Below are 13,938 nucleotides of genomic sequence, written 5' to 3' on the forward strand. Positions count from 1 at the left end.
AGGGGCGTATCACTGCGGCAGGGGGAAAATCCGCTTGCCGATGGCGTGCGCCGCATCAAGATGAGACGCGGGGAAGCCGGCGTCCGAGGCGACCAGCAATTCCGAGGTCGCGACGCGAGCGCCACAATAGCCGAAGATCCCGTGGTCAATCTGCGTTTTCATCGCGCCGAAGTAGCCATGGCGCGTGTAGGTTCGCATATCGGCGCCGCCGCTGGCAATCAGATGCACCTGAAGGCGCTGCAGCTTTTTGACCAGCTTGCCGTCCGGGCCGGCGTCATAGGCCCAGCCATTCGTGAACACCCGATCGATCCATCCTTTCAGCAGGCCCGGGAACGACCACCAGTGAACGGGGTAGACCAGGACCAGTGCGTCCGCGCGATCGATTCGGGCGTGTTCAGCGGCGACATCCGGGGACGGCGCCGCGTTCCTCAGGTGCAGCGCCACGTCGGCCTGGGTGAATCTGGGGTCGAAAGCTTCCGCGGCCAGGTCGGCGATCTCGAATGAGTGCCGGGGTTCGGAGCCGGTGATTCCCTGCGCGACCTGAGTGGCGATGGCGTGGGTAAGGGAAGCCGGGTCGGGATGGGCAACGACGATAAGTGCATGCATGTCTTGTGACGTCCATACGAAGATTGCTATGTACTTATCGTAGCCTACTTTTAGTAGGTTGTGGAAGTGGCCTCCTGTGCTTGCCGCGTATCGCGGCCCGCCGCGCGCCGTCAGTTCTTCCATGTCCGCCACGGCCTGCGCTTCTTGAACCGCGCCGAAGCCTAGGGGGAATCTGGGAACCGGCAGGTCATCATGATCAGCGGTGATGAACAGGAATACGCCGCCGTCCGGCCCGCCTTTATGGAGTTGCCCGCAGGAATGCAGATAGCGGGGCCCGAAGCCGCGCGAAATGGGCCGCGAGCCGTTCGCTGGGCGTCGAGACATCCGCGTCCTGGTGTCCGTAGAACGTCAGGGCACCGGCTTGTGCGGCGGGTTGCGGCGGGTCTCAGCCACCCCATCCATTGGCCTTCCTCCGAGGCCGTCCACAACAGCGCGTCGCCGGCCCATAAGCGCCGGCCCCACTGCTGGCGCCGTGCCATGGACAGGCGTCGGGAAGCACTCAAATGGCGGATATGCATGGCAGCGGGTTCTCGAGTATCGGGTGGCCCGTCAGAGCAATTGGCGTGCCCGCTGTTTTCCGTGATATCGGGGGCGGATGGCATGGGAGTTGCTGCGCAGCACATTCCGCCGCACAGGAGAATTTGCCGTGAATGCATGGATCAACCAATCGGAGTGGCTGGCCGGGCACCCGCTTGCCCTATGGGGCATCGCGGTGGCCATCAGCATCGTCGTGTTCCTTATCATCGTCACGGCGCTGAAAGTCGTGCGCGCCCGGTTGGATGCCTTGGCGCGCCGAGGGCATGGTTTTGGGGCGTCCATTTCCCTTGTCCTCCAGCGGACGAATTGGATCGTCGTGGCTATGTTGTGCCTGATGGTAGGCGTGGAGGTCAGCGGCGCGCCGTTGCCATGGAGCGGCACCACCATTCAGCACTTGTGGTTCGTGCTGTTGGCGCTGCAGGGCGCGCTATGGCTGGACCGCGCGGTGGAAGTGGCCCTGCGCCATACGGCGGCCGCCAAGGGGCTGGCAAGCGTGGTGACCGTGACGTTGCTGGGGTTGCTGTTGCGGGGCCTGGTCTGGGTGATCGCGCTGCTGTCCATGCTGGACAATCTGGGCGTCAACATTACCGCGCTGGTCGCCAGCCTGGGGATCGGCGGGGTCGCGGTGGCGCTCGCCGTGCAGACGATCCTGAGCGACCTGTTCGCCTCGATCTCGATCGGGCTGGACAAGCCCTTCGAGGTCGGCGATTTCATCGTTTTCGGACAGGTGGCCGGCAGCATCGAGCACATCGGGCTGAAGACCACCCGGATCCGCAGCCTGGGCGGCGAGCAAATCGTGTGTTCCAACACCGAACTGCTCAAGCAGACCATCCAAAATTACAAACGCATGCAACAACGGCGGATCGTGTTCTCGGTGCGAATCACCTATCAGACGGGGGCCGACCAAGCCGAAAAGGTGCCGGCGATGCTGCAAGGGCAGATCAACGCCCAGGAGGGCACCAAATTCGATCGCGCCCATCTGGCCCGGTTCGGGGACAGCGCCTTGGAGTATGAGGCCGTATATTACGTCATGACGGCCGATTACAACCGGTACATGGACACGCAGCAGGCCATCAACCTGGGCATCATGCGCGAGCTGGAACGGGCGGGGATTGACCTGGCGCTGCCCGCGCGAACGGTCCACGTGATGGATGCCGGCGCGGGCGCCAGGGCCGGCGGGCCGCGGCCCGAAGGCGACGGCGATGAAAGAGGGCTCAGTCCTGTCTGAGCATGTCCAGAAGCAGTTCCATGGACCACGGTTTGGGCAAAAGCGGAAACGCGTGCGCGTCGCTACCCGCCGCCCGGCCGGCGGCCCCGGTCGTCAGCACCACCCTGATATGCGGCCATTTGGTGCGTACCCTTTTGGCCAGCTCCATGCCGTCCAGCCCCGCCATTTGCACGTCCGCGATCACCACGTCCATGGCGCCTTGTGCGTCTCCCAGACGCTGGAGGGCTGCCGAGGCATCCGTGCAAAACGAGACCTGATGTCCCAGGTCTTCCAGCAACGCGCGAAGTACCGTGCCGACTTGCGTGTCGTCGTCGACGAGCATGATTCTTTTCTGCTGCCGGGGCAGGGAATCGGATGCGGCCGCCACGGGGGGCGGACCGTCCGCGGCTGACACGTCTTCGGGAATGCTAAGGGTGAAGGTCGAACCGCGGCCGACTTCGCTTGCCACCCTGACGTCTCCGCCGGACTGCTTTGAAAATCCGAATACCTGGCTCAGCCCCAGGCCGGTGCCCTTACCCACGGGTTTCGTCGTGAAAAAGGGCTCGAAGATCTGGGCCAGCACGTCGGGCTCCATGCCACACCCGGAATCGCGAAGTTCAATGGCGATGCACGGCTGCGCCAGCGTGTTCGGCCGGTCCGACGCGGCCCCGTCTTCGCCCCCGGGCGCCTCCCGTCGCGCTGTGATGCATAGTCGGCCCCCGGCCGGCATGGCGTCGCGCGCATTGATGACCATGTTCAGCAATGCGGTTTCCAGCTGGGTCGAGTCGGCGCAGATGTGGAGGGGGGCGTCCTGGAAGACATATTCGATCTTGATGGCAGAACCGACCGTCGCGGCGAAGATGTCGCGCATGCCTTCAATACACGCCCGCACGTCGAACCGCGCGGGCGTGAGCGGCTGCTTGCGGGAGTACGCCAGCAGTTGTGCGGTAAGGTGCCCGGCGCGGTCCACCGTCGCGGTGACGACGCTGGCCAGCTGCAACCGCTTGTCATCGCTGAGCGAAGGCCTGCGCAGCATTTCCGCGGCAAAGCGGATCGTGGCCAGGAAGTTGTTGAAGTCATGCGCGACGCCGCTGGTCAGCCGCCCCAGTGCTTCGAGCTTTTGCGCATGATGCAGGGCGTCGCGCGTCGCCTGGATCTCTTCCAACGCCTTCTTCTTGTCCGTGATGTCGCGGGTGATCTTGGCAAAGCCCAGCACATTGCCTTGATCGTCGCGAACGGCGTCGATCACGACGCTGCACCAGAATCGCCGCCCGCTTTTGTGGACGCGCCATCCCTCGGCCTCGAATCGGCCTTCGCGGCGCGCCGTCTCCAGCGCCCGCTCGGGCACGCCCGCAAGCCGGTCTTCTTCGGTATAGAAAATAGAGAAATGCCGGCCGATTATTTCGTGGGAGGCGTATCCCTTGAAGCGTTCGGCGCCGGGATTCCAGCTGCTGACGTGCCCACCGGGGTCAAGAAGATAAATCGCGTAATCCATCACAGCCTCGACAAGAAGCCGGTAGCGGCTTTCCCCTGCCAGTTCCAGGCCCGTGTCTGCGGGTGTCGGTGTGCGCATGAATTTCCCTTGGCGGCATCGCTCGTGTGGAATCACTGGGCAATCAGGCGGAGTCGGGCGTTGCGCCGGGCCGCTGAAGCATTCTATTATGCTCCGCAAAATTGGGTCACGGTATTGCGGAAGAGGGCGCTGGCGGCCCTTGGCGAGCCCGTTGCAGAGGCCTGACCGCAAGGTGGGAATGGAATTTGCTGCCCCTTTGCTGCACCTTGTTCGCGGGCGATGCGGCAGCATCCGCGGGCAGTATCATTCAGGTCAACGAAGCCTCCTGCCGACTCAGGTACCCCCATGTCAGATTCCCCCTCAAGGCCCGACCAGTTACCGGGCCACGCACCAAGCGACCTGCACTTTCCGGTGGTCGGGCTAGGGGCTTCCGCGGGCGGGATAGACGCGTTGAAGGGGTTTTTCGCGAACGTGTCCCCGGACCCCGGCATGGCGTTCGTCGTCATCGTGCATTTATCGCCCAACCACGAGAGCATCCTGGACCGGATCCTCCAGGCCGCCACCCCGCTGCCGGTGACCCAGGTGACGGCGCCGGTGCGTATCGAACGCAACCATATCTACGTGATTCCGCCTGCCGCCGTCCTGTCGATGAGCGACGGGTATCTACGCCTGACCGCTGGCACCCGGCCTCGGGGCAAGCATGTCGCCATCGACGAGTTCTTCCGCACGCTGGCCGACGTGCACACGACGCGCGCGGTTGGCATCGTGTTGACCGGCGGCGGAGCGGACGGGTCGGTGGGGCTGGCGCGGATAAAAGAGCAGGGCGGCGTAACGTTCGCGCAACAACCGGACGACGCCGAGCACGATGCCATGCCGCGCAGCGCAATCGCCACGGGCATGGTCGACATCATCCTGCCCGTATCGGAGATGCCCGGCAGGCTTGAAAACCTTGCCGACAACATGTTCAGCATCCAATTGCCGGACCTGAAGGCGGCGGAAACCGATGGGGCGGGGGATACGCCGCAGGGTGCTAAAGACAGCCAGGCCGACCACAATGCGCTGCGAGACATCCTGGCGCTGCTGCGTGCCAGGACGGCTCACGATTTCCGCCACTATAAAAGGGCCACGGTCTTGCGCCGCATCGAACGCCGCATGCAGGTCACCGGGGTACCCACCCTGACGGAGTACTGGAAGCTGCTGCAAGAGCGGACGGACGAAACGCCCAATTTGCTGTCCGACATGCTGATTGGCGTTACGCAATTCTTCCGTGACAAGGAGTCTTTTGCCATCCTTGATAAAACCGTGCTTCCCACGCTGTTCGACAAGGTGGATGCCGCGTCTGGCAGCGGCTTGCGGGCATGGGTGGCCGGTTGTTCCACCGGTGAAGAGGCCTATTCGCTGGCGATGTTGATCAGCGAACACGCCGAGGCCGCGAAGCAGCCGACGAAGTTCCAGCTGTTTGCCACCGACATCGACGAAGCGGCTCTTTCGGTCGGTCGGACCGCCGTCTATCCGCTGGCGATCGAAGCCGACGTCGCGGATGAGCTGTTGCAGGCCTACTTCACGCGGCAGGGCAACGAATACCGGATCAAGAAGGATATCCGGGAACGTGTGCTGTTTGCGGTCCACAACATTCTGCGCGACCCGCCTTTCTCCCGGCTGGACCTGGTCAGCTGCCGCAACCTGTTGATCTATCTGGACCGCGACGTGCAACGCGACGTTCTCAGAATGTTCCACTTTGCGTTGAAGCCGGGCGGGTATCTTTTCCTGGGCAGTTCCGAATCAGCCGACGCATGTCCGCAGCTGTTCCAGGTGGTGGACAAGCGTAATCGCATCTACGTCGCCAAGGAGACGCCGGCGCACATCCGCAGTGTTCCGGAATTGTCCGCAGGCGGCTTCGAGCGCGTGCGACCTGTCGCGATGACGGCCCCGGCCCACCGTTCGAAAAAGACCTCTTATGCCGAGGTGCATCAACGCGCGCTGGAGCTATATGCTCCGCCTAGTGTCATCGTCGATGCGGAAAGCAACGTCGTGCACATGTCGGAACGGGCGGGCCGATTCCTTCGGCATGCGGGCGGCGAGCCTTCGCGCAGCCTGCCGATGCTGGTGTATCCGGAATTGCGGATGGAATTGCGCACCGCCATGTACCAGGCGCTGCATTCGAAGAAAAGCGTGGAGGCTCGCCGTGTCCAGATGAAGGCGGGCGACCGCCAGACCTACGTCAACATGGTCGTGCGGCCGTTCCGCCCTGAGGAAACCAGCAGCGACTACATGCTGGTGCTGTTCGACGAAGTCGAAGACATCATGAGCGTGGATGATGGCCAAGAGGAAAAGGGCTCCACGGCGGTATTGACGCAGCTGGAAGCCGAGCTGCAACGCACGAAGGATCAGCTGCAAGTGACTATCGAGCAGTCCGAGACGTCCACGGAAGAGCTGAAAGCGTCCAACGAGGAACTTCAGGCAATCAACGAAGAACTGCGTTCGGCCACCGAAGAGCTGGAAACGGGCAAGGAAGAACTGCAATCGGTCAATGAAGAGCTGATTACCGTGAATGCCGAGCTCAAGACGAAAGTCGATGAGACGGCCAAGATCAATGACGACCTGCAGAACCTGATCGCGTCGACGGATATCGCGACGCTGTTCGTCGACCGGAAAATGCGCATCCAGTGGTTCACGCCACGCGCCTCCGATATTTTCAATGTCATCGCCAGCGACGCGGGCCGGTCGCTGCTGGACATCACGCATCGTCTGGACTACCCCGACCTGGCCAAGGACGCGGCCGGCGTGTTTGAATCGCTGCGGCCCGTGGAGCGCGAGGTGCACAGCAGCACCGACCGCTGGTTCCTGGCGCGCTTGCTGCCGTATCGTAGCGCCGAGCACCGCATCGAGGGCGCCGTCCTGACGTTCATCGATATCACGGGCCGGCGCAAGGCGGAAGATCGCGTCCTGCTTGGCGAGGCGCACTTGAAGCTGATGACCGAAAGCGCACGGAACTTCGGGATTTTGACGCTGGACAGCGAAGGCATCATCACCAACTGGAATATCGGCGCGGAAACGCTGTTCGGGTACACCGCCGCCGAAGCCATCGGGAAGTCCTTTTCGTTGATCTTCACCGAGGCGGATATCGGCGCGGGGGAACCGGGCAAGGAACTGGAACGCGCCAAGAAAATCGGCTATGCCGCGGACGACCGCTGGCATCGGCGCAGGGACGGCAGCCTGGTGTATTGCACGGGCGGGGTCAACCGGATGGACGACCCGGCCTACCAGGGATACGCCAAGATCGTGCGCGACGTCACCGACTTGAAGTTGCGCGACGTCGAGCAGGAATCCCGGCTGGATCGCGCGCGCGCCGACAGCGTGCTGAAAGACGAGTTCTTCGCGATGATGTCGCACGAACTGAAGCATCCGCTCAACTTGATCCAGTTGAACGCGGAACTGCTTGCGCGCACGAGCTCGGTCCGCGATTCGCCGGCGGCTGCCCGCGCCGCCGACCTGATCCAGCGGGCCGTGAAAGGCCAGGCGCGCATCATTGACGATTTGCTCGACCTGTCGCGGGTACGCACCGGCAAACTGGCGTTGAACCGATCGATCGTCGACATCACCGCCATCGCCCGGAATATCCTGGATGTGCTGCACCCGGTGGCGACCGCGGCCGGCCTGGTGTTGCGCAGCGAATTCGATTCCGACCACGCCATCCATCTGAACGCCGACCCGTTGCGCGTGGAGCAAGTCATCTGGAACCTGCTCAACAACAGCATCAAGTTCACACCGCCAGGGGGCTCGGTCACGCTGGCGCTGGCGGTGGAAGATGAGTCCTTGCAGCTGGATGTCACCGATACGGGCCGCGGCATCGAGGCGGCGTTCCTGGACCGCGTGTTCGACATGTTCAGTCAGGCGGACATGCGCCAACGGGCTTTCGCCAATGCGGGGTTGGGCATCGGCCTGGCCGTCGCAAGCGAACTCGTCAAGGCGCATGGCGGCACGATCAAGGCATACTCGGACGGCCTGGGCAAGGGCGCGCGGTTTACGGTGCGGCTGGCGCTGGCCGGCGCGGAGCAATCGCCCGGTCAAGTTTCGTCGGAGCCGGACAGCCCCTTGAAGGGGCTGCGGGTGCTGATGGTCGACGATGCCGAAGACATCCTCATGATCATGGGCACGTTGCTTGAAATGGAAGATGCCCGCGTCACGACGGTCTCCAGCGGCCAGCAGGCGCTTGACGCCTTCGACAAGTCATCCTTCGATCTGTTGCTGTCCGATATCGGCATGCCGGGAATCGACGGATATCAGTTGATCCGGGCCATCCGCGAAAAATATCCCGACAGCGATATCCCCGCCATTGCGTTGACGGGGTTCGGGTCCAAGGAAGACGTGAACAAGGCGATAGAAGCGGGCTTTTCCGCGCACATCAGCAAGCCTGTCGCCCTTGAGAACCTGCTGGATATCGTTCGGCATTTGCGCAGGCCATCGTGACGCGCGTGGCGGGCGGCTGACACCACTCGTGCGCGCCGCCACAGCGGGGCGTCTCATGCCGCCATCTTGTCGCACAGGTCGGCGCATTCCTTACACGTGCGCGCACAATCTTCCATTCCGTCGAGGCCCTCGCAGCTGCGGGCGCAGTCGCGGCACAGGACGGCGCATGCGCCGCAGACTGCGTTATGGTTTTCTACCCCGGCCAGCATGACATGGGCGGCCGCCCGGCATAACTCGGCGCATGCCATCATCAGACGGAAGTGGGTGGGTTCCACATGCCTTCCGCCAGCTTCCAGGCAGTGCCCCATCGCAGTTTGCATGCACCGCCGGTAGCAGGCGATGCAACTGTCGACACAACGATCCAATTCTTTCGACGCAGGTTTCATGACGACTCCTTATGGGTGATGGGTGGGCATGCGCCACAGCACATTCCGTGCCCGTCGCGCGGGGCGGCGTGGCCGTTTCCGCATGCTTTTCCGGCATGCGGTTTGCGGGCTTTCTTTATTCGGGGGGGCTTCGGGGGCTTTCGATACAGGAGGATCCTGGCATGTATACGCATATTCAACTGGGCGCTCGAGATTGGCCGCGGCTTGTGGCCTTCTACGACGTGGTCCTGCGGCCGCTTGGCCTGACGCGTTGCAACGGCGTCGATGACGCCGGCCCCGCTGGTGTCATATGGCGTTGCGGGGATCGGCGCTGGCCGTCGTTCGTCGTGGCGCCGCCGTTCAATGGATTGCCCGCGACGTGGGGCAATGGCAGCCAGGTCAGTTTTCAAGCGGAAACCTGCGCGGCGGTGCGGGAATGCTGGAGCAGGGCGCTGGAGCTGGGCGGTGTCGATGAGGGGCCACCTGGCCTGCGCCCCCGCTATGCGCCGGACTTTTTCGCGGCCTATTGTCGGGATCCCGAGGGCAATAAGCTTGCCTTTGTGTGTTCGGTCGCTATCGAATAGCAGCGTGACGGGGGCCCGGGAACGCCATTTGCTCAGTGCGGTTGCGCCCCAGTAGATCAGGGCGCGGACCATAACGATACAGAGGCTTTTATGCTCCCGATACGCAAAGCGGTATTCCCCGTTGCTGGCCTGGGCACGCGGTTCCTGCCGGCCACGAAAGCCATGCCCAAAGAGATGTTGCCGATCGTCGACAAACCGCTCATCCAATACGCCGTCGAAGAGGCCGTAGCGGCTGGCGTCACCGAACTGATTTTTGTGACGGGCCGGAACAAGCGGGCGATAGAGGATCACTTTGACCGGGTTCCTGAACTGGAACTGGAGCTGGAGTCGAAGAACAAGGTGGCATTGCTGGATACCGTGCGCAGCGTCATCCCTTCTCATGTCAAGTGCGTCTACACGCGCCAACCGGCCGCCCTGGGGTTGGGGCATGCCGTGCTATGCGCGGCGCCTATCGTGGGCGATGAACCGTTTGCCGTGCTGTTGGCGGACGACCTTATCGATGCGGATTCCCCCGTCATCGGTGAAATGATGAAGGTGGCGAAAGAGTTCCAAGGTAGCGTCCTGGCGGTTCAGCGCGTGCCGAAGGCCGCGACGCGCCAATATGGCATTGTGTCAGGCACCAAGGCGTCGGCCCATGTCATGCGGGTGTCCGGCATCGTCGAAAAACCGGATCCGGCCGACGCGCCTTCCGACATGGCGGTGGTCGGCCGCTATGTGTTGGACCCGGAAATATTCACCGTGTTGTCCAACACGCAGCCTGGCGTGGGGGGCGAGATCCAGTTGACGGATGCCATTGCCAGCCTGATGCGATCCAAGGCCGTATTCGGGTATGAATACGACGGCAAGCGTTATGACTGCGGCAGCAAGGAAGGGTTCTACCAGGCCACGATGGAAATAGGCAGGAAATACCACGGTCTGGCGTGACCCGATCCTTCCCTACGGGCCGCACATGTCGCCGGACGACAGCCGCGTGGTGTCCAATTTCATCGTGCAGGCGTTGTCGGGCCAACCGTTGACCATCTATGGCAATGGCACGCAGACCCGCTCTTTCTGCTACGTGGATGACCTTATCGATGGGCTTGTGCGGTTGATGGAAAGCCCGGAGGCGGTTGCGTGTCCCGTGAACCTGGGCAATCCGGCCGAACTGACGATGCTGGAAATGGCCGACATGGTGCGGGGGCTGACCGGCGCCCACGTGCCGCTGGTTCATCGCGACCTGCCGGTGGGCGACCCGACCCATCGCTGCCCCGATATTTCACTGGCGCGCCGCAGCCTGGGGTGGTGGCCCCGAATCGGTCCCGAAGAGGGCATCGCCCGCACGGTGGCCTATTTCTGCGCCGACCGCCAACAAGCCGGGCGGCACACGGCTTGCTGGACCCCGGCGACCGCCGCGGCGCCGGTCGCGCCGCTGTAGACACGCGGAGGACGCCGCCATGAGCACCCAGCCCCATTCGCATCAAGACACCCCTGCGGAAGCCCCGCACAAACCCGTGCCCGAACGTGAGCGCACGCTGTCCGACCGCCCGGCGGACCCCAACCGAACCGGGGCCGGACGCCAGATTCCCCCCGGCATGGATCCCGAAGACGTGTGGGACCCGGGCCGAGCCACGCCAGGGGTGCCGCCCGTGGACAACCGGTCCTGAGCGGCGTGACGGTGCGCCGGCATGAATGCCACGCCGAGTTCTCCCGGGCACGATGAGGGGGATGTCGATCCCGATCAGCGCCCGAAAACGCTCGGCGCGTGTCGGCGCTGCGGCCTGTGGCGCAACGCCACGCAGGCGGTAGGGGGCGAGGGCAAGCGCCACGCCGCCATCATGCTGCTGGGCGAACAACCGGGCGACAAGGAAGACCTGGCGGGCCACCCATTCGTGGGGCCTGCCGGTGCGCTGTTGGACAAGGCGTTGGCGCAAGCGGGCGTCAGCCGCGACGCGGTTTACATCACCAATGCCGTGAAGCACTTCAAGTGGGAATTGCGCGGCAAACGCCGGATGCATAAATCCCCTGCGCAAGCCGAAATCCACGCGTGCGAGTATTGGCTGGACCAGGAGCTTGATGATGTCCAGCCGCACGTCATCATCGCCCTGGGCGCCACGGCGTTAAGCGCGCTGATGCGGGATCGCAAGCACACGCTGAAGGCTTCGCTGGGCAAGACCCTGGAACGGGGTGACAGCCGTGTTCTGGCGGCCTATCACCCGTCGTTTGCGTTAAGAAGCCCGAATCGCGAAAGCCGGGAAGCGGCCTTTCAGACCATCGTGGCTGCGTTGAAACGCGCGCGCGGATTGATCGACAAGGGCTAGCCGCCCATCGGAAAAAAGTGCCCGTGCGGTGGAGATCCTGCCGTGTGTCCGGCATGGGCGCGCCATGCCGCGGACGGCGCGCCGCGCGGTTCGCCGGCGGCGATGCCGGGCATGCGGTTTGCTGGATTGGCCTTGCCTATCGCGCTATCCAGAAAGGAGCCACGCCATGAAACCGAAAACAGCAAAGCCCAACCCCGCATCCTACGCGAACGGGTGAGCTGGCGCCCACCGCAAAATCCACGCCAGGCAGCTGGCCGTGCGGCACGCTGCCCTGGTTCGACGTGCCGGGCAGGCTGGCCGGCGGCACGCCCATCGTGTTTGGGCATTGGGCGACGTTGGGGCTGCTGGTGCGGTCGGATGTTGCCTGCTTGGACACCGGTTGCGTGACGGGCGGCGTGCTGACAGCCCTGAGATTGGGTGATCGCAAGTTGCTTCAAGTGGGTCGCGAGCCCCTGTCGTCGCCCGAGGAGACGCCGGTGGCCACGCCGATCCGCCGCAATTGGCCCGTGGGCGGGGCGCGCAGCGCCTGGCCGTTTCAGGCGGCCAGCAGCCGATAGGCCAGGGCCAGTGTCAGCAAGACCAGCGCCCCCATCGCCCACAGCATGGCCGCCAACGCGATGGCAAGCGGGACTTGCAGCAGTGGGATCGGCCCCGTTTCGCCTGCCCCGGACGCCAGCCCCTGCGGCGGCGGCAGGATGTCGTCATTGGCTGCGACGCGCGGTTCGGCCATCGGACCGACCGCGCTTTGCGGCGCCAAGTAGACAATCCTGACATTGCCGGCCGGGGCCGACGTCAAGACAGGTTGGGGGGAATGCATGGCCATCACCGTGTGAGGGGGCTGTTCGCGGTCAGGGGGCCTTCTTTACGCCCTGGTCCAGCGTCTTGGCCATTTGAAGGTGCTGTTCAAGCGTCGGCAGCGTTTCCGTGGCGAATTGCTTGACCTCGGGGTCCTTGGCTTCGTTCGCGGCCTGCTGGAACAGCTTTACCGCGTCCTCGTGGGCCGACACGCCGATGCTTTCGGCGTAGGCCTTGTCGAACCCATCGTCGCGCAGGCCAAGCGTCTTCAATTTTGCTTGCTGCACCAGAGAGGGTTCAGTCGGGGCGTCATAGCCCTTTTTCTTGGCCAGGGCAGCCAGTTGCTGGCCTGCCTTGCCGTGGTCATCGACCATTTTCTGCGCGAAGGCCTTGACCTCGGCATTGCGCGATTTCTCAAGCGCAAGTTTGCTTCCTTCCACTTCCATGTGCCCGGCCTGCGCGGCATTTTCCAGAAAGTCGCGATCGTTGCCGTCCAGCTTCGACTCAGCCGCCATTGGCGCGGCGGGGGTGGTGGTCTGGGCCATGGCGATTTGTCCGGCTCCAAGCGCCGCAGCGGCAAGGAGGGCGGCGGTGAGGTAGCGAGGTTTCATGAAGATCTCCTGGGAAAGGCGCCGAGCGCCGTTGAGGTAACGGGTTGGAGGTAGTGCGTCCGGGGTAATGCGTGTGGGCCATGCGTTCGGGCCATGCGTTCGGACATCCAGCAAACCGCGTTCCCGCGCCTCGCCTCACGCGGGAATGGGGTTTGCTGGTCTTTTCACCGACCTACCAAGGGGGACGATCATGAGGACTCAACGCCACTTTCTGCCGCGCAACCCGGGACGATTACTGGGGGCGGTGATCATCGCGATGGCGTCCGCCGTGGCCGGCGCGGCGCAGCCGCCGGCCCAGGGCGGAGCGGGCCAGGGCGCGGACGAGCGGACGGGCAAGGCGCCGCCGTCGCCTCCTTCCGGCGCGTCGCCGGGGCCATCCAAGAAAGACCCGACCGCGCCGCCGCCGACCGTGCCCCGATCCGCGCCCGAAAAGGCGCCTGCGCAGCCCACGCCCGGTCAAGGGACCGTGGAGGGATCCAGCGCCAATCCGGCGCCGGACGGCACCATCCCGGGCGGCAGGGCGGGCTCTGGGGGGCATAAGTCCGGGGAGTTCGGAAGATAGGCCTGCGCCTCTCGGTCATGCGACCCCGAGCGGGCCGCCCTCTACCTGCAAGCCGGCATCAGGAAGACGGGCACCGTTTCCCAAATGACTGCCAGTGCCGATAGCAGACACAACGCCGCCGTGAGCCAGGTGTGGAAGGCCGATGCACGGGTTGCCGACATGCGTTGCCGTTGGCGCTGACGCCAGGTGGCTGCCGCCATGCCGGCCAATGCCAGCGCGCTGCCGGCCACGATGACCCATGATGATGCGGGAAGCCCCAGCCATTGGCCTGCCCAGGCCGCCCGCGCGCAGGCCACCGCATTCACGGTGTAGATGAACAGGTAATGCACCAGCCAGATCGCGGGGCCGGCGATCAGGAACAGCAGTTCGATCCCGAAATGCGTTTTCATGC

The 13,938-nt window shown here is 64.1% G+C and carries 14 protein-coding genes; 8 read left to right on the forward strand and 6 right to left on the reverse strand.

The window, feature by feature from the left end; genetic code table 11:
* Positions 1–9 precede the first annotated feature (9 nt).
* Positions 10–930: an NAD(P)H-dependent oxidoreductase gene (locus CQ050_RS31320; protein WP_369868378.1), complete on the reverse strand. Its 921-nt coding sequence runs from the start codon at positions 928–930 to the stop codon at positions 10–12.
* A 322-nt stretch (positions 931–1,252) separates the two neighbouring features.
* Between CQ050_RS31320 and CQ050_RS16165 the strand changes: the two genes are divergently transcribed.
* Positions 1,253–2,371 carry a mechanosensitive ion channel family protein gene (locus tag CQ050_RS16165; RefSeq protein WP_233214097.1) on the forward strand — a complete coding sequence of 373 codons (1,119 nt, stop codon included), beginning with the start codon at positions 1,253–1,255 and terminating at the stop codon, positions 2,369–2,371.
* Here the strand turns inward: CQ050_RS16165 and CQ050_RS16170 are convergent.
* The gene (locus CQ050_RS16170) at positions 2,358–3,923 is read right to left on the reverse strand and encodes a PAS domain-containing sensor histidine kinase (protein WP_105557851.1); all 1,566 of its coding nucleotides are present in this window, start codon (positions 3,921–3,923) and stop codon (positions 2,358–2,360) included. The two genes, CQ050_RS16165 and CQ050_RS16170, sit on opposite strands and share 14 nt — an antisense overlap.
* Positions 3,924–4,208: 285 nt before the next feature.
* Between CQ050_RS16170 and CQ050_RS16175 the strand changes: the two genes are divergently transcribed.
* A complete protein-coding gene (locus CQ050_RS16175; RefSeq protein ID WP_105557852.1) occupies positions 4,209–8,333 on the forward strand; it encodes a CheR family methyltransferase in 4,125 nt (1,374 codons plus the stop codon).
* A 53-nt stretch (positions 8,334–8,386) separates the two neighbouring features.
* On the opposite strand, the gene CQ050_RS16180 is transcribed toward CQ050_RS16175, so the two are convergent.
* Positions 8,387–8,719: a four-helix bundle copper-binding protein gene (locus tag CQ050_RS16180; protein ID WP_105557853.1), complete on the reverse strand. Its 333-nt coding sequence runs from the start codon at positions 8,717–8,719 to the stop codon at positions 8,387–8,389.
* Between the two features lie 161 nt (positions 8,720–8,880).
* Here CQ050_RS16180 and CQ050_RS16185 point away from each other — a divergent pair, with 161 nt between their 5' ends.
* The 6 genes from CQ050_RS16185 to CQ050_RS31325 all read left to right on the forward strand — a co-directional run bounded on the left by CQ050_RS16185 (position 8,881) and on the right by CQ050_RS31325 (position 12,136).
* Positions 8,881–9,282, forward strand: coding sequence for a VOC family protein (locus CQ050_RS16185; protein WP_105557854.1), 402 nt, complete (start codon positions 8,881–8,883; stop codon positions 9,280–9,282).
* Positions 9,283–9,372: 90 nt separating this feature from the next.
* The gene (gene galU / locus CQ050_RS16190; protein ID WP_105557855.1) at positions 9,373–10,206 is read left to right on the forward strand and encodes a UTP--glucose-1-phosphate uridylyltransferase GalU; all 834 of its coding nucleotides are present in this window, start codon (positions 9,373–9,375) and stop codon (positions 10,204–10,206) included.
* 4 nt (positions 10,207–10,210) lie between these two features.
* Positions 10,211–10,696 (forward strand): NAD-dependent epimerase/dehydratase family protein, encoded by a 486-nt coding sequence (locus CQ050_RS16195; RefSeq protein WP_369868406.1) that lies wholly within the window; start codon positions 10,211–10,213, stop codon positions 10,694–10,696.
* Positions 10,697–10,715: 19 nt separating this feature from the next.
* A complete protein-coding gene (locus CQ050_RS16200) occupies positions 10,716–10,925 on the forward strand; it encodes a hypothetical protein (protein ID WP_105557857.1) in 210 nt (69 codons plus the stop codon).
* Between the two features lie 21 nt (positions 10,926–10,946).
* Positions 10,947–11,579 carry a UdgX family uracil-DNA binding protein gene (locus tag CQ050_RS16205; RefSeq protein ID WP_105557858.1) on the forward strand — a complete coding sequence of 211 codons (633 nt, stop codon included), beginning with the start codon at positions 10,947–10,949 and terminating at the stop codon, positions 11,577–11,579.
* A 281-nt stretch (positions 11,580–11,860) separates the two neighbouring features.
* Positions 11,861–12,136 carry a hypothetical protein gene (locus CQ050_RS31325; protein ID WP_199196836.1) on the forward strand — a complete coding sequence of 92 codons (276 nt, stop codon included), beginning with the start codon at positions 11,861–11,863 and terminating at the stop codon, positions 12,134–12,136.
* Here CQ050_RS31325 and CQ050_RS16215 read toward each other — a convergent pair.
* The 3 genes from CQ050_RS16215 to CQ050_RS16230 form a co-directional block, all read right to left on the reverse strand.
* A complete protein-coding gene (locus tag CQ050_RS16215) occupies positions 12,115–12,396 on the reverse strand; it encodes a hypothetical protein (RefSeq protein WP_146121037.1) in 282 nt (93 codons plus the stop codon). The two genes, CQ050_RS31325 and CQ050_RS16215, sit on opposite strands and share 22 nt — an antisense overlap.
* Positions 12,397–12,427: 31 nt before the next feature.
* Entirely contained in the window at positions 12,428–12,985 is a 558-nt protein-coding gene (locus CQ050_RS16220; protein WP_105557860.1) for a DUF4142 domain-containing protein, read from the reverse strand.
* A gap of 603 nt (positions 12,986–13,588) precedes the next feature.
* Positions 13,589–13,936 carry a hypothetical protein gene (locus tag CQ050_RS16230; protein ID WP_105557862.1) on the reverse strand — a complete coding sequence of 116 codons (348 nt, stop codon included), beginning with the start codon at positions 13,934–13,936 and terminating at the stop codon, positions 13,589–13,591.
* Positions 13,937–13,938: the final 2 nt, after the last annotated feature.

It is taken from the genome of Achromobacter sp. MYb9, assembly GCF_002975275.1.
Lineage (GTDB): Bacteria > Pseudomonadota > Gammaproteobacteria > Burkholderiales > Burkholderiaceae_B > Achromobacter.